This window comes from Niallia sp. FSL W8-0177, assembly GCF_038006285.1.
GTDB classification, from domain to species: Bacteria; Bacillota; Bacilli; order Bacillales; family Cytobacillaceae; genus Niallia; species Niallia circulans_A.
Genome location: NZ_JBBOUX010000001.1, coordinates 4,015,381 through 4,031,222, shown reverse-complemented (window position 1 = coordinate 4,031,222; position 15,842 = coordinate 4,015,381). Strand labels below are relative to the sequence as shown.

Sequence of the window (15,842 nt, the reverse complement as noted above, 5' to 3'; positions counted from 1 at the left end):
GATAAAACAAAACAGTTATGACTGTTTTGTTGGATAACTAAGCGATTCTCTTTTAACTAAAAATGTGTCTACTAAGATTTGTGTCTCCTCTAAAGTGTCGCTATTCATTAACGCAATAAGCATTTGCATGCCAATTTCGCTGATTTTATCAATAGGCTTATGAATAGTGGTTAGGGCTGGGGTAGAGTATTGCGCAAAAGCTGTATCATCAAATCCAATGATTGAGATATCATGGGGCACTTTCCTCTCTTTCAAAAAACAAGCCTTTAATGCACCGATTGCCATATCATCGTTTGCGCAAAATACAAGACTAGGCGGCGTCGGCAGGTCTAGCAATTGCTTCATTTTTTCAAAGCCGCTTTCCATACTATAATCCCCATTGACCATAAATTCAGGCTGTATGGGAAGCTGATGCTTCGACAAGCTATTGATAAATCCTTGTTTTCTTTCAGCAGAGGAACGGAAAGAGCTTTTTCCATTGATGTACGCTAAGTCCTTATGACCAAGGCTAATTGCTTCATCGATGGCTTGTTCTACACCCTGTTGATCGTTTGCTGAAACATTTGGAATAGAAGGATCATCTAGTCTGCGATTTAGCACGACCAACGGTATGCCAGTTTGTTGTATATAGTAAATAAATGCATTGTCTGTGTCACTTTGACTTAGGACGATAATCCCGTCAAATCGTTTGGAAATGATTTTGTCAAAATGGACTAGAGTATCAATTCCATTTACTGCGATACTGTAGTTTTCATCTAGCACAGAATTTACACCTTTTATGACATCGACAAGAAAACTTGAACTGGTACCATGGCTGATACTAGAGAAAAAAACGCCAATTGTGTAAGATTTCTGGTTTACGAGACTTTTAGCATTAAAGTTTGGTACATAATGTAATTCTGTTGCGATTTTCTTAATTTTGTCTTTTGTCGCAGGTTTAATAAGGGGACTATCATTCAGCGCTCTTGACACAGTGGTGTGCGAAACGCCTGCAAGCTTTGCGATATCCTTAATGGTAACCATAGTTCCTCCTGATAATAATGTTAACGTTCACATTTTATAATTCTTCAGGCTTTTTGTCAATCGGACATTTGTTGCACACGTGAAAAAATCCACTCGCAAAAGATAGACTAGATATGCTATTATATGTATAATCTAATCCAGAATATAGAAAATAATCATTTGATACTAGATAAGAAAATGATTATTTTCCGTATTAAATGATTGAATAATATGATAACGCTTACAATGATGGTGAGGTAAGAGGAAATAAGGAGTGAGAGGATTTGAAGAAATTAAGGTTGTTTTACAAGTTATTTTTTCCCTTTTTCCTTTTAGGGATTAGTATTGTAGTTGGCTTTAGTGTATTTATCTATAACTCTACCTATCACTCCGTTGAAGAGGAATTTCTGAAAGATAAACAAAATTATACAAAACAAATTCTCAATAATGTAGAGCAAAAGGTGCGAACGATTGAATATGGATATACGGCATATAGTTCTACTGCAACCTTTGAGACGATTTTTAAGAAGCCGTTATCAGGAAAAGACTTTGATACATATCGTGATATAAAAAAAGAAATCAGTTATATAGAAATGATGGGGATAGAAGGAAGTCAACATAATCTGATCAGCTTAGCAGAAAATTGGGGAATAATTGACGGCTCTTTAAAGAAATTATCGGAAGAGGAAATAGCTGGGTATAAGGAAAAGTATGTGGAAGAGGCGACGCAAAGCTTATTTTGGAGACCTACAAGTATTGGAATTGAGATGATTATGACCTTGCCTGTTTATCAGCGGGATAAATTTGCTTTAGGGATATCTAATATTCCAAGAAGCAGCATTGATGAGATTGTTGATAATGAACAAGATAGTTTAGTAGAAATTTATAATAGTAAAAATGAATTATTATATTCAAGTAGAAAAAAGGAAAGGATATTGTCTCACGAGAATTATGAGAAAATGATAAATGAGGGGGAGAATATCAAAATAGTAGACACAGATGGTAAAAAGTTTGTGTATGCTCAGTCAGACTATAATCGCTGGATTTATGTTGTACAGATTAATCCAAAAGAAATCTCTAATATGATTAATAATACAAGGATTGGTTTACTAATTGTCTCGACCTTATTGATTATTTTGGTCGGTATCATTTCCTATATGTTAGCAAATTCTTTTTCAAGACCTATCCGCAAATTACAGGAGAAATTAGCAATAGATCATCTAAGTGGGCAGAAGAATGAACTTTCCCTTGTTGCTGATTCTGTTGATAAGATTATTGGTCAGAATGAAACATTAATGGCTAGCTTAACCATGCAAAAACCACAACTTGAGACGCTGTTTGTCTTAAGCTTATTTAGAAATAGAATAACAACAAATGAAGCAAAGCACAGGTTAAAACAATTTGGCTATTTCTTTAATGATAGGCATCATTTTTACACAGGATTAATACAAATTGACAATATGGATAGCCAAAAAATTGTTGAGAAAGATTTATACTTATTGGCTTTAAATAATATTGTCGAAGAAATAGTCCCTGCTAAGGAAAGATTGATACCTATTGTATTAAATGATGAGATGCAAGCAACCATATTTATAACCGATGTAAATGATCATGATTCCAGTCGAAGAATTATGAAGTATTATGAGGAAATACAATCTGCGGCAAAGGAATATTTAAATATTACTATCAGCATAGGGATAAGTCCTGTTTATCAAACATTAATTAGTAGCAAAAAGGCAGTTGATTTAGCAAAAGAAGCGCTGCATTATCGTGTAAATGTAGGACCAGAGTCCATCATTTTTTATGATGATATTGCTCCTCTCTTGAATGATGCTTCTATTTCTAAATATCCTGTAGAATTACAAAATGAACTTTTAAATACGATTCGCTCAGGTAATGAGGAGGAAGTGCAGGAGACAGTAGATACGTTAATTAACGAAATCTTCCGGATGAATAAAAATCCAGTCAGCTTAGAGGTGACACTTATTCGGTTAATTAATGAGATTATTCAACTTGGGCAGCTGTTAGGTGCAGAGGCGAAGATTTTTGATAGTATAAAGCCACTTTATTATGAAGCGATTAATGCCTATTATCCTGCTCGAATTAAACAAATGCTAATTGAGCATCTTATTACGCCAATTATTATCAGCACACAGGATAAAACAGATAAGGAGTTTCGGTCTTTATCTGATAAAATTGTTCAAATCATTCAGACAGAGTATGACCAGGAAATTTCTTTAGACATTATTGCTGACCGTCTTCATTATAATCCGAATTACTTAAGCAGCGTATTCAAGAAGGAATATGGAGAAAACTTTGTTGACTATCTAATGGGATTCCGACTGCAAAAAGCTAAATCCTTGCTCGAAGAAACAAATATACCGATTAAGGAGATTGCCGAAAAACTCCAATATCGAAATTCTCAAAACTTCATCCGCTTTTTTAAGAAAAAAGTCGGCATGACCCCAGGAGATTATCGGAAACAATATAATCATTAATTAAAAAGCGTGCAAGAAAGAGCTTAATCTTGCACGCTTTTTATGAACCGCAGAGCACATCCGGTATTTCTAAGATACCCTCTTAAACGGTAAGGGCAAGCTGGATGAGAAATGGCACGCTTTTAAATGTATGAGGTTATAAGTTACTAGAATATCGTTTTTTTAAAGGCTCCTTTTTTTCAGTAACGTCACCCCTTTACAGAGCCTACTAATGCCCCTTTGACAAAATATTTTTGAACAAATGGGTACGCAATAAGCATTGGTACTGTTGCTATAACAATAACGGCCATCTTAATCGTTTGCGCAGGTGGAATAACGTCAACTGACGAACCTTCTGCTTGCATACCGCTTGAAACGATAACAATCTGTCGCAATAAAACTTGAATTGGCCATTTTGTAGAATCATTAATATAAAGAATAGCTGTCATATAAGTATTCCAATAGGTAACAGCATAAAACAAAGAAATGGTTGCAATTGATGGTAGTGCCAAAGGTAGCATAATCTTCCAAAAGACACCTAAATCCGTGCAGCCATCCATTTTAGCCGATTCTTCTAAACTATCCGGTAATGCTTGGAAAAAGTTTCTCATGATAATTAAATTAAACGCATTAATTGCTACAGGCAGTATCAAAGACCAATAAGAATCAATTAACCCAAAGGCTTTAACTACTAAGAAGGTAGGAATCATTCCACCGCTAAATAACATAGAGAATACAACAAGAAAGTTAAGAAATCCCCTTCCATGAAGATATTTACGTGATAAGCCATAGGCCATCAAAGAAGTTAGGACCATACTTACTAAAGTACCGACGCCAGTAACGCCAACCGATACTGCTAAAGATTTAAAAAGTGTTGGTGTAGAAAGAATATAACGGTATGCATCTAACGAAAAAGTTTCAGGAATTAGAATAAATCGTTTAGCTACAACTTCTTGTGTAGAAGCAAAGGAACTAGCTAGAACATTTACAAAAGGCAGAAAACAAATTAAGGCGATAATGATTAAAATGGTTCCATTAATAATAGAAAAGACCTTTCCTCCTTTTGTTATTTTCCTATTTTTATGCGTTTTCTCCATATAGATCCTCCTTATTATTTTGTTTAGCTAGTTGCTTTACTGAAGATGTTTTAATTGCTCGGTTAAGACTGTTAAACGAGCAGCAAGCAGACGGGGAAAGGCCGGTTCAATAAAGGTGGTTCGCCTAAATCCACTTTGCTTTCCGCAGGTGCGTATCTGCGGATTCTCAGACTTTAGAAGCCTTCGTAAAGTCAAGACTCTTTGTAGAAAACAGCGTAAGAAATAGATCTACTCTCTTACTATAAAGTTACTTTATCAAGAGAGGATAATTACGTATATAATCAATATTTCAGAAAAGGAAAACGCTTACCAAGTGCGTTTTTTTCGATTGAAAAGGCAGATAATCATTTGGACAAAATGGTAATCATTACATTGGGTGGGGAAGAGGAAACTATTGATATAACAAGGTTTTGTAAGCGTTATCAAATAATGATTATATACGTAATTATGCTTTTTCCATATGCTTAAAGTATGAATTGAACATCACATCATAAAGTATGGGGGTAAATAATGGAAAGTGTCATTAAGCCTAGTAATCAGACATTACCTGAGTTAACTATGAAGCAGCGTAAGAAGATTAGAAGACAAAAAACTTGGGCTAATATGAGAAAGAACAAACTTCTATATTTAATGATTTTCCCTGGCTTTCTCTATTTTATTATTTTCAAATATTTACCGATGGGCGGATTGATCATTGCTTTTCAAGATTATCAACCGTTTTTAGGAATTTTGGGCAGCCCATGGGTAGGGATGAAGCATTTTATTCGCTTATTTACAGAACCAACCTTTTTTATGCTTTTAAGTAATACACTTATTTTATTTGCTTTAAATATTTTCATTTTCTTTCCAATGCCGATCATCTTAGCGCTTATGCTAAATGAAGTCAAAAACAAATATTTTAAATCTGGTATCCAAACGTTAATTTATATCCCCCATTTTATGTCATGGGTAATTATTGTTTCCATTACATATGTCTTTTTAAATGTTGATGGTGGATTGATTAATGAAATGTTAGCAGCAATGGGCTTCAATAAAGTCAGTTTTTTAACTTCACCTGATTGGACGCGAACCGTTTATATTGCCCAAGTAATTTGGAAAGAACTAGGCTGGTCTACTATCATATATATTGCCGCTATTACAGCTGTAGATACTCAATTATACGAAGCAGCGGAAATGGATGGAGCAGGACGACTGCGCAAAACATGGCATGTAACATTACCAGCCATTCGACCAGTAATTATTACATTATTAATCTTAAAAATTGGCAGCACGTTAGATTTAGGATTTGAACACATGTATCTATTATTGAATTCATTAAATAGAAGTGTTGCAGAGATTTTTGACACCTATATTTATACTGCTGGTTTGAAGAATGGACAATTAAGTTTTAGTACTGCTGTTGGTTTATTTAAGGGATTAGTAGGATTAGTTTTAGTTATGCTTTCAAATAAGCTTGCCAAGAAGTTTGGTGAGGATGGGGTTTATTAAAGTTAGGGGAAAGCGAGGAATTGGATGTTAAAATCAGTGGAAAAAATAAATCACATTTTTATAACAATCTTAAACTTAGTTTATGTGAATTTCCTCTGGTGGCTCTTTACTTTATTAGGATTGGGGATATTTGGGGCAGGACCAGCAACCTATGCACTAGTTAGTATCATCCGACAGTGGATGAGGGGAAATACCAGTGTCCCTATCTTTTCTTCTTATTGGAAGTATTACAAAGAGTCCTTCAAGGAATCCATGGTTACTAGCTGGATTTATTTACTACTCGGCTATGTGTTAGTAATCGATTTACTCCATGTTACAAACTGGTATCTCAAAGTATGCTTGATGATCATATTCTCGTTATATTTCCTTTCTGCCGTTTATATTTATCCATTAATGGCTCATTATAACTGGAAGGGAATATTCTTTCGCATAAAGATGTCCTTTATCTTTGGTTTTTCTTGCTTGCAATATTCTCTATTATTGTTTGTTGTGATTGGAGCTACCTATTGGACAGCAATCACACTTTTTCCTGGGATTCTCACTTTCTTCGGTATTAGTTTCTTATTTTATATGATTACTTGGACAGCAAATCAAGTGTTTACTAGAATGGAATTACAAAATACAGAAGAAGTAGAAGATACAACTGTCTATCCTACGCTTAACGGACAATAAGACTTAACTTTCAGCTTATCCAATTCGGGGAAGATAGGTGGGAGAGCATCGATATAGACCCGAATGGTTCCACTAATCAGTGCGAACATTCATTGATGGAACTTCACTTTATCAAATTGTAAAGGAGCGTTTAAATGAAAAAACTATCAAAGTTAGCTAGTGTTAGTTTAGCAGGTATGTTGTTATTAGCAGGATGTAGTGGAGGAAAAGAACAATCATCTGGGACGTATGATGAAAATAGTAAGGCTGAAATTACATGGCTGAATATTCTACATACGGCATCTCCTCCAACAGATACTATTTTAGACAAAATTGAAGAGAAAACTAACGCTCAAATCAAATTTTCGTGGATTCCAGATGCTTCAAAGGAAGAAAGAATTAATACAGCTTTAGCATCTGATTCATTAGCAGATATTGTTACTTTAACCATTCTAGATAATTCCTCTGTCCGCAATGCATTGAAGTCTGGAATGTTTTGGAATGTAGAAGATTATTTAGATGAATTCCCTAATCTGAAGGAAATTTCACAAGATGTACGGGTTTCTGCTTCCATAGAAGGAAAGCTTTATGGCATTCCCTTCCAGAAGGATTTAGCTCGTAATGGTGTCGTTTTACGTAAAGACTGGCTTGATAATTTAGGCCTGAAAGTCCCGAAGACTGTTGATGAATTAATGGAAGTTTCGAAAGCGTTTACAGAAGGTGATCCTGATGGTAATGGGAAAAATGATACGACTGGATTTGTAGATAGGAACGATTTAATATATGGAGCCTTTAAAACATTAAGTTCTTATTTCGGTACACCTAATGTATGGGAAATGGATGAAAATGGAGACTTCATCCCGGAATTTGAAACGGATGGTTATGTAAAAACAATGGATTATATGAAGGAGCTGTATAGCAATGGCTGGATAAATAAAGACTTTGCCGTTACCGCAAAAACAGACCAGCAGCAAAGCTTTGCACAGGGAAAAGCAGGAATTTATATTGGCGCACTTTTCGATGCTAAAAACCTACAAACGATGGCTGCAGGCATCCAAGATAACATGGAATTAGCATTAGTGAACGATATGGTATCGGATTCAAATCCTGAGCGTGCCATTTGGGCTGCGAATAATGGAATTGGCGGATTATTGGCATTTCCGCGTTCCGAAGTAAAGGATGAAGCAGAATTAAAGAGGATTCTCAAGTTTGTAAATGATTTACTAGATCCAGAAATTTACACATTAATGACATATGGTTTGGAAGATGTCCATTATAAACTAACAGATGATGGTGCATATGAAATTACCAATCAGGATTTATGGACACAGGAAGTGCAGCCATTTGCGGCTTCTAGACCAAAAGAGTCAGGCTATGATTTAAAAGATCCCAACCCTATTAAAGCATTAGCAGATGAGATGATTGCAGACAATGCGAATTATGCCGTGTTAAATCCTGCTTATTCTTTAGAATCTGCAACCAATACATCACAAGGATCGGAATTACAAAAGATTATTACTGATGCCACATACCAGTATATTTTAGGCGAAATAGATCTGGATGGTTTCAAACAAGCTGTAAAGACATGGGGAGATTCTGGCGGAAACACGATTAAAGAGGAATATAAAGCAGCATACGAACAAACGAAATAATTTTGAATAAAGGTGAGGGGAAAGCAGATTTCGGCTAGACACTCACCTTAAAAAATTTAAAAACAAGATTTTTATAAGGCAAGCAACAATCTTCATGAAGAGGCTTTATAAAGAATCTAAATAGGATGGGAGAATATAAGAATGACAGAAATGAGTTGGTCAGAGAGAACAGCACAATCCATTATGGAAAGACTTCCACGATTATATGAAGATAGAGGCTATAACGGAAAATGGTCTTATGATTATGGAGTTGTTTTAAAAGGGTTTGAAAACCTTTGGAAACGAACAGGCAAGAAGAAATATTTGCATTTTATAAAAGAAAACCTCGATTATTTTGTGCAACCGGATGGAACGATTAAAGGATTTGAAGTATCAGAATTTAATATTGACCATATTAACAATGGAAAATTACTATTTCAACTTTTTAAACAAACGGGGGAGGAAAAGTATCGGCAAGCAGCCGATTTATTGAAATCCCAATTAGAGCTGCATCCAAGAACATCAGAAGGTGTTTTTTGGCATAAGCAAATTTATCCATATCAAATTTGGCTGGATGGCTTATATATGGGGGCGCCATTCTATGCGCAATATCAAATGGAATATCGAGATGGAGAAGGTCTTGACGATATACTTCACCAATTCAAAATCAGTTATCAACACTTATTAGATGAAAAGACAGGGCTTCTTTATCATGCATGGGATGAGAAGAAAGTCCAGCCATGGGCTAATAAAGAGACAGGACTATCAGAGAATTTTTGGGGAAGAGCTATGGGATGGTATGTCATGGCATTAGTAGATACATTAGAAATTATTCCAAAGGATACACCTGATCGCCCTTTTTTAGAAAAAATTCTTAAGAATACATTGGCAGCATTACTAAACTATCAGGATAAGGAAAAGGGTGTTTGGTATCAGGTAGTCGATAAGCAAGGGGAAAAGGGAAATTATTTGGAGGCGTCTGCAAGCAGTATGTACGTATGTTCTATTGCAAAAGGGATACGGCTGGGAGTTCTAGAAAAACAAGAATGGCTGCATCCATTAAAGAAAAGCTACCAAGGATTATTAGATGAATTTGTTTTACTGACAAAAGAGGGATGGGTCAATTTAAATAAAAATTGTCAGGTAGCAGGACTTGGCGGAGCTGACAAACGAGACGGAACTTATACCTATTATATTAGTGAACCAATTATTTGCAATGACCAAAAAGGCTTAGGGGCCTTTTTACAGGCATTAGTGGAAGTGGAGGAAGTCATTAACGAATAAGGAGATTATAAAATGAGCGATTATATTATCACTGAATTCGGTGCAGAGAATGATGGGAGTATATGTACAGAGTCGATTCAGAAGGCGATAGATAAGGCATATGAAAATGGAGGAGGCAGAATTGTTATCCCGCCAGGCGAGTTTTTGACAGGTGCGCTTTTTTTAAAGGATCATATTGAACTTCATTTAGCCGTAGGAGCAGTATTGAAATTCTCTAATCAGCAAGCAGACTATTTCGTTGTTACATCTAGATGGGAAGGTGTAGTTAGAGAAGTATATGCTTCATGCTTATACGCAGAAAATAGCCAGCATATTGCGATCACTGGCTTTGGAACCATTGACGGAAATGGAGAGAAATGGTGGCAACTTTTTCGAAATAAGCGAGAGAAGCTGCTTTATCCGCGGCCAAAATTGATTAGCCTAGATGGTTGTGAAAACATATCGATTAAAGATGTGACCTTAATAAATTCTCCAAGTTGGACGGTTAACCCCATATGCAGTAACAACATTACGATCGATAATATAAAAATCCATAATCCGCAAGATTCACCAAATACAGATGGCATTGATCCAGAATCCTGCATGAATGTTAGAATCAGTAACTGTCATATTGATGTAGGGGACGATTGTATTGCGATTAAGGCAGGAACAGAGGACACTGCAGAACGGATAGCTTGTGAAAATATAACGATTACAAATTGTACCATGGTTCATGGACATGGAGGAGTAGTGCTTGGCAGTGAAATGAGCGGAAATATCCGAAATGTCACCATAAGTAATTGCGTCTTTCAAGATACTGATCGTGGCATTCGGTTGAAGTCGAGACGAGGACGTGGGGGAGTAGTTGAAGACATTCGTGTAAGCAATATCGTAATGGAAGGTGTAATGTGTCCGTTCATTTTAAATTTATATTATTTCTGTGGGCCTAAAGGAAAGGAGAAATACGTATGGGATAAAAATCCTTACCCAGTAACTAATGAGACTCCGATGTTTAGGCGCATTCATTTTGCCAATATAACGGCTAGGAATGTTCAGTCTGCAGCCGGATTTATTTACGGTTTAGCCGAGCAATATATATCAGAACTAACTTTTAACCAAGTGGATATTTCATTGGCGGTAGATGCGATTCCTGGAAAACCAGCAATGATGGCAGGCATAGAAGATATGAATAACCGGGGCTTTTATGTAGGCTTTGCAAAGGATATTTTATTTAACCGGGTGACGATTGAAAACCATGAAGGTCCAGCTTTTTTTCTAGAAAATTGTGAGGATATCGAGTTAATAAACTGTAAGTCTAAAAATACAAAGAAGGAAGAAGCGCTTTTAAAGGAAGTGAAGGCATAAGTGGAAAAACAGCGAAAAAGGCTAATCGAGTTATTAGGGGATTATCCACATGCAAAGGATAGGAAGGTGCAGCTAATAAGGAGAGAAGAGAAGGATAACTATGTATTAGAAAGCCTCATGCTGCAATTAAATGAGGAGGAATCCGTACCCGCTTATGTTGCTAAACCTCTAAACAAGGAAGGTCCACTGCCTATCGTCCTTTTTAATCATTCACATGGAGGGAATTTCGATCAAGGAAAAGAAGAGCTGTTAATAAGTAACAGTTATTTACAATCTCCCTCTTTTGTCGAGGCTATAACGACTTTAGGATATGCCGTTGGATCCATTGATATGTGGGGATTTAATGAGCGGAAAGGTAAATTAGAGAGTGAATTAGTTAAAGAAATGTTATTAGATGGAAGATCGCTATGGGGGATGCGGATCTTTGATAATATTGCTTTTCTAGATTATCTTGTAGACCGGCCAGATATCGACCAAAACAGAGTAGCGACGATTGGAATGTCAATGGGAGGCCTTATGAGCTGGTGGATGGCAGCACTAGATGAGCGCATAAAAGTAACCGTAGATATAGCTGCACAGGTACATATAGAAACATTAAGGCAGAAACGGGGGCTAGATCATCATGGTTTTTATTATTATGTGCCAGGCTTTTTAAAGCAGTTTTCTACTTTAGCTGTACAATCGTTAATTGTCCCAAGACCGCGCTTGAGTCTTGTTGGAAAAGATGACCGCATGTGTCCGCTGGAAGGCGTAATGCTGCTAGATGAGGAATTAGGAAAAATATATGGAAAATATGATGCAAAAAATCAGTGGAACAGCCAAATTGTAACTGGCGGTCATCAAGAGACAAAGGAAATGAGAAAGCAATGGGAAAACTTTTTGCAGAAGCATTTATGAAAAATGAACTTCAATTTGTCATTGGGAAAGGCAATGATTGTGATTTTACGAGTATTCAAGAAGCCATTATGCATTGTTCCAATATCGAGAGACCTGTTACATTCATCATCCTAGGTGGAGATTACTATGAAAATATCCTTCTTTATCAATCAAATCGCAAGTTGTTTGGAATAGGGACGGTCAGAATTATTGGAAATAAATATGCACGGCAATTGGATGAGTTTGGTTGTGAAATTGGTACTTTTCAAACAGCGACTCTTTTTATCAATGGAGAGAATATCTGGATAGAAAATATCGAAATCATAAATAATTCGGGGCCGGGAGAAATAGTGGGGCAAGCAGTTGCTTTATATAATGAAGGAAACAAAGTTAGCTTTAAAAATTGTTCCATAAAAGGGTACCAAGATACCGTTTGTCTCGGTCCATTGCCAGATGTACAAAAGGATGGAACTCCTTTTACAACTCCAGAAATAAAAAATAATTTTCAGAACAATATAACAACCTTTATCCATTGTTCTATTGAAGGAACCGTTGATTATATATTTGGTGGAGGAGAAGCAAAGTTTGAAGAATGTGAATTGAAATCTCTTAAACGGCCTAACAACCTGCCAGGATATATTACGGCAGCAAGTACTGCAACCGGGAAAAATGGCTTCCTATTTTCTCGTTGCTATTTAACAGCAGATAAGGATGTAACAAATGTCTTTTTAGGGCGGCCGTGGAGACCATACGCCAATGTAACCTTTTCTCAATGTAGAATAGGGACTCATATTCACTCGGATAAATGGGACGATTGGGGAAAGAAGGAGAATCGAGAAACAGTAACATTTCGGGAAATAGAAAATTACTACAGGTAGAGACTAGGAGAAGGGAACGAGGGAAATGAAACGGAAATGGGAAGTAATAATTGGGATGGCAGGAATGGTGTTATGTGTCCTATTTCTAGGAGGATTTTCACTAACAATGACCTCTATGGATACAGAAACATATAAAGAAACAGTGTTTCCTATTCTGCAGGAAGGTGTCTCTTTCGGTGAGATGCAGGATAGTTTAGAAGCCATGAATGTCTTAGCTATATGGTTCGGTATTACACTAGTACTTGTCCTAGCATTTGTTATAGTTGCGACAGCTTTCATCTGGAGAAATCGACATCCGAGATGGGCTGGAGTACTCTATCTCGTTGCTGGATTTTCAACATTGATAGGTACCCAGTTTATTGCTTTTCCTATCGCCTTTCTCTTTTTTTAGCAGGAACGTTATGTTTGTTGCGAAAAGGAGTTAATGTGAGTCAGAAAGGAGAAGGCTATGTATCGAACCACTGTTAAAAATCCTATTTTACGGGGGTTTAATCCAGATCCCAATATTTTAAGAGTAGATGACACTTATTATATTGCTGTTTCCTCTTTTGAATGGCTGCCAGGAGTACGAATCTATCAGTCTAATGATTTAGTAAATTGGGAACACGAAACAGATATTATTACGAATCAAGTTGATTTAAGAGGCAATCCACAAAATGGTAGCATATGGGCTCCGTAAATTAGTTATTCAGAGGGGCTGTTCTACCTAATTTATACAGATGTTAAAAGTACAAAAAGACCATTTAAGGATTGTCATAACTATTTGATTACCGCGCCAAATATAAATGGTCCTTGGTCAAGTCCTGTATATCTAAACAGCAGTGGATTTGACCCATCCTTATTTCATGATAAAGATGGACGTAAATGGCTGTTAAATGAAATTTGGGATTATCGCATGATAACAGGAAATAAATCAGCAGGTATTGTCATGCAGGAGTATGATGCTAAGAATCAAGCGCTGATTGGATCCGTTTATAAACTATTTGATGGGACAGAATTAGCTAAAACGGAAGCTCCTCATCTCTATCAATATGGAGGCTATTATTACTTAATAACGGCAGAGGGAGGGACTGGGAAAGGGCATTCAGTAACTGTCTGCCGCTCAAAGGCAATAACAGGACCCTATGAATTAGATCCAGAATATCCTATGCTTACAGCTAGTGATAAACCTGAGTCATCGCTCCAATGCTCAGGACATGGAAGCATCGTGCAGACGCCCCTTGGAAATTGGTATATGGTTTATTTATGTACTAGACCATTACAAAATAAAGCCGCGATACTAGGAAGAGAAACAGCGATAGAAGAGGTTTATTGGACAGAGGACGGCTGGCTGCGCCTTTCATCTGGTACAAATGGTCCCAGTCTGGTGACTGAAATTATTACGCGTGAACAAGTAATTTTTCAAAACAATACTGATTTCGAGGATGACTTTGCTGGCCCTTTAAAAAAAGAGTGGAATACTTTACGTATTTTAGCAGATGACTCTTGGTGTGATTTAACAAGTAGATCTAATTATTTACGTATGTTTGCAGGGGAATCCATTCAGTCCATGTTCGAGCATCATATTCTTGCCATTCGTCAAAAGGACTTTCAATTTCAGGCCGAAACAAGCGTAGCATTCCATCCTACTACCTTTAATCAAATGGCTGGTCTCATGCTTTATTTAAATGATAGCAATTATCTATATGCTTACGTGACATTTGATGAAGAAAAAGGCCAAGTTCTTCGCTTTATGCGTTGTGAAGATGGGAAATTTCAACTAGATCCAGCCATCATCACTATTACTGCAGGAGAAGTGCAGCTAAAGGTTATTGGAAACGGAGCGAGAGGAACCTTTTACTTTCGTTCAGATGAAGAACATTCTTGGCAAGAATTAACCAGCAGCCAAGATATTCTATTTTTAGCAGGGGGATTTACCGGAAATTTCATTGGGATAGCAGTCCACGATATGGATAAAAAAGCAAGTACATACGCTGATTTCGCATACTTCCGTTATGAGGGATTAGATAATAATTGAGTGGATCTACTTCTGTCATTTCCCATAGTAATGTAATAACGAAGCGGATCGGTGCTAGCGCTGTGGATAGCAATTACCATCAATCCTCTTTCCAAAAATAAAAAAAGCCCGAACAATTATATGAAAATCGCATAAGAATCTCCATATAATTGTTCGGGCTTATATTGGTTGGAATATCGGTGTCCCAACCGCTTCATTATTTATTTCCCTAACATAGCATTTACTTTATCCTTATTATTATCGATCCATTCCTGTGCAACTTCTTCCTCATCAGCGCCATCTTCGATTTTAACAATCATTTCTTCAATATCCTCAACAGGCATGCTCCAGTGGCTGAGGAATTCATAAACCTCAGGGGATTTTTCTTTTAGACCATTATTTACGACTACGTGAACTTCTGATGTCTTAAAGAAACTTTTTGGATCTTTCAATACTTTTAAGTCATAATCAACAAACATTGGATGTGGGCGCCATCCTAAGAAAAGGACAGGATCGCCACTTTTGATAAACTTAGAGGCTTGTGCCAGCATGCCACCTTCACTAGAAGCAACATATTCTAAATCTAATCCATATTCTTCAATCATTTCCTTAGAAGTGACGGTCATTCCGGCACCTTCTTCAATACCGTACACTTTTCCGCCAAAGAGATCTTCTTTTCCTTTTAAATCTTCTACGCTATCAATGCCCTCTACATTAGAGGGAATGACCCAGCCGAGCTCCCCTTCTTTATAGCTGACTGCTAAATCTTCCAATTGATTTTTGTATCGACTCATATAATTTGCATGCATATCAGGTAGCCAAGCATCCATAAATACATCTAAGTCACCGCGGGAAAGTCCTGTATAAACGCCGCCGGCATCAGCATTACTCTCCTTAACCGTATAGCCCATATCTTCTAATAATAGTTTAGCAACTTTTGTTGGCGGAATAGTACTAGTCCAAGGAGTAACACCGAAAGTAACAGTTTTAGAATTTCCTGACTCGCTACCTCCTGTATTTTGGTTTTGGGAGGAACAGCCAATTAAAAGAGTGAATAGTAGTAACATTAAAAAGCTAAGCTTTAATTTTTTCATAAAATTTGTATACTTCCTTTCTCC

12 protein-coding genes and 1 pseudogene are annotated in these 15,842 nt (G+C 36.7%); 10 read left to right on the top strand and 3 right to left on the bottom strand.

Annotation, left to right across the window (positions count from 1 at the left end):
• Positions 1–15 precede the first annotated feature (15 nt).
• Positions 16–1,023 carry a LacI family DNA-binding transcriptional regulator gene (locus NST77_RS19580; RefSeq protein ID WP_095329428.1) on the bottom strand — a complete coding sequence of 336 codons (1,008 nt, stop codon included), beginning with the start codon at positions 1,021–1,023 and terminating at the stop codon, positions 16–18.
• A gap of 263 nt (positions 1,024–1,286) precedes the next feature.
• Here NST77_RS19580 and NST77_RS19575 point away from each other — a divergent pair, with 263 nt between their 5' ends.
• The gene (locus NST77_RS19575) at positions 1,287–3,500 is read left to right on the top strand and encodes a helix-turn-helix transcriptional regulator (protein ID WP_163185063.1); all 2,214 of its coding nucleotides are present in this window, start codon (positions 1,287–1,289) and stop codon (positions 3,498–3,500) included.
• 188 nt (positions 3,501–3,688) lie between these two features.
• Here NST77_RS19575 and NST77_RS19570 read toward each other — a convergent pair whose 3' ends face one another.
• On the bottom strand, positions 3,689–4,576 hold the full coding sequence (locus NST77_RS19570) for a carbohydrate ABC transporter permease (RefSeq protein ID WP_171510197.1): 888 nt from the start codon (positions 4,574–4,576) through the stop codon (positions 3,689–3,691).
• A gap of 558 nt (positions 4,577–5,134) precedes the next feature.
• Between NST77_RS19570 and NST77_RS19565 the strand changes: the two genes are divergently transcribed.
• From NST77_RS19565 to NST77_RS19525, 9 genes and pseudogenes are all read left to right on the top strand, one after another.
• Entirely contained in the window at positions 5,135–6,064 is a 930-nt protein-coding gene (locus NST77_RS19565) for an ABC transporter permease (RefSeq protein WP_213084020.1), read from the top strand.
• A gap of 24 nt (positions 6,065–6,088) precedes the next feature.
• Positions 6,089–6,736 (top strand): YesL family protein, encoded by a 648-nt coding sequence (locus NST77_RS19560; protein WP_095329432.1) that lies wholly within the window; start codon positions 6,089–6,091, stop codon positions 6,734–6,736.
• A 134-nt stretch (positions 6,737–6,870) separates the two neighbouring features.
• Positions 6,871–8,367, top strand: a complete 1,497-nt coding sequence (locus tag NST77_RS19555) for an extracellular solute-binding protein (protein ID WP_095329433.1) — start codon at positions 6,871–6,873, stop codon at positions 8,365–8,367.
• A gap of 141 nt (positions 8,368–8,508) precedes the next feature.
• Positions 8,509–9,630, top strand: coding sequence for a glycoside hydrolase family 88/105 protein (locus NST77_RS19550; protein ID WP_341123431.1), 1,122 nt, complete (start codon positions 8,509–8,511; stop codon positions 9,628–9,630).
• Positions 9,631–9,642: 12 nt separating this feature from the next.
• Positions 9,643–10,974 (top strand): glycoside hydrolase family 28 protein, encoded by a 1,332-nt coding sequence (locus NST77_RS19545; RefSeq protein WP_249877471.1) that lies wholly within the window; start codon positions 9,643–9,645, stop codon positions 10,972–10,974.
• Complete coding sequence (locus tag NST77_RS19540; protein ID WP_061796992.1) at positions 10,975–11,871, top strand: dienelactone hydrolase family protein; 897 nt, start codon at positions 10,975–10,977, stop codon at positions 11,869–11,871. It abuts the gene before it with no gap.
• Positions 11,784–12,728, top strand: a complete 945-nt coding sequence (locus tag NST77_RS19535; RefSeq protein WP_341123430.1) for a pectinesterase family protein — start codon at positions 11,784–11,786, stop codon at positions 12,726–12,728. The genes NST77_RS19540 and NST77_RS19535 overlap by 88 nt, the downstream gene beginning before the upstream one ends.
• Before the next feature lie 25 nt (positions 12,729–12,753).
• Positions 12,754–13,119 carry a DUF4064 domain-containing protein gene (locus NST77_RS19530; protein ID WP_341123429.1) on the top strand — a complete coding sequence of 122 codons (366 nt, stop codon included), beginning with the start codon at positions 12,754–12,756 and terminating at the stop codon, positions 13,117–13,119.
• A gap of 57 nt (positions 13,120–13,176) precedes the next feature.
• Positions 13,177–14,745 (top strand): annotated as a pseudogene (locus NST77_RS19525) (glycoside hydrolase family 43 protein).
• 200 nt (positions 14,746–14,945) lie between these two features.
• On the opposite strand, the gene NST77_RS19520 reads toward NST77_RS19525, so the two are convergent.
• Positions 14,946–15,818: a glycine betaine ABC transporter substrate-binding protein gene (locus NST77_RS19520; protein ID WP_163185069.1), complete on the bottom strand. Its 873-nt coding sequence runs from the start codon at positions 15,816–15,818 to the stop codon at positions 14,946–14,948.
• Between the last annotated feature and the right edge of the window lie 24 nt (positions 15,819–15,842).

What these genes read in the sequence shown, in the direction of transcription:
- NST77_RS19580 (WP_095329428.1), bottom strand. Translation starts at nt 1,023, where the DNA reads ATGGTTACCATTAAGGATATCGCAAAGCTTGCAGGCGTTTCGCACACC.
- NST77_RS19570 (WP_171510197.1), bottom strand. Translation starts at nt 4,576, where the DNA reads ATGGAGAAAACGCATAAAAATAGGAAAATAACAAAAGGAGGAAAGGTC.
- NST77_RS19565 (WP_213084020.1), top strand. Translation starts at nt 5,135, where the DNA reads ATGAAGCAGCGTAAGAAGATTAGAAGACAAAAAACTTGGGCTAATATG.
- NST77_RS19560 (WP_095329432.1), top strand. Translation starts at nt 6,089, where the DNA reads ATGTTAAAATCAGTGGAAAAAATAAATCACATTTTTATAACAATCTTA.
- NST77_RS19555 (WP_095329433.1), top strand. Translation starts at nt 6,871, where the DNA reads ATGAAAAAACTATCAAAGTTAGCTAGTGTTAGTTTAGCAGGTATGTTG.
- NST77_RS19550 (WP_341123431.1), top strand. Translation starts at nt 8,509, where the DNA reads ATGACAGAAATGAGTTGGTCAGAGAGAACAGCACAATCCATTATGGAA.
- NST77_RS19545 (WP_249877471.1), top strand. Translation starts at nt 9,643, where the DNA reads ATGAGCGATTATATTATCACTGAATTCGGTGCAGAGAATGATGGGAGT.
- NST77_RS19530 (WP_341123429.1), top strand. Translation starts at nt 12,754, where the DNA reads ATGAAACGGAAATGGGAAGTAATAATTGGGATGGCAGGAATGGTGTTA.
- NST77_RS19520 (WP_163185069.1), bottom strand. Translation starts at nt 15,818, where the DNA reads ATGAAAAAATTAAAGCTTAGCTTTTTAATGTTACTACTATTCACTCTT.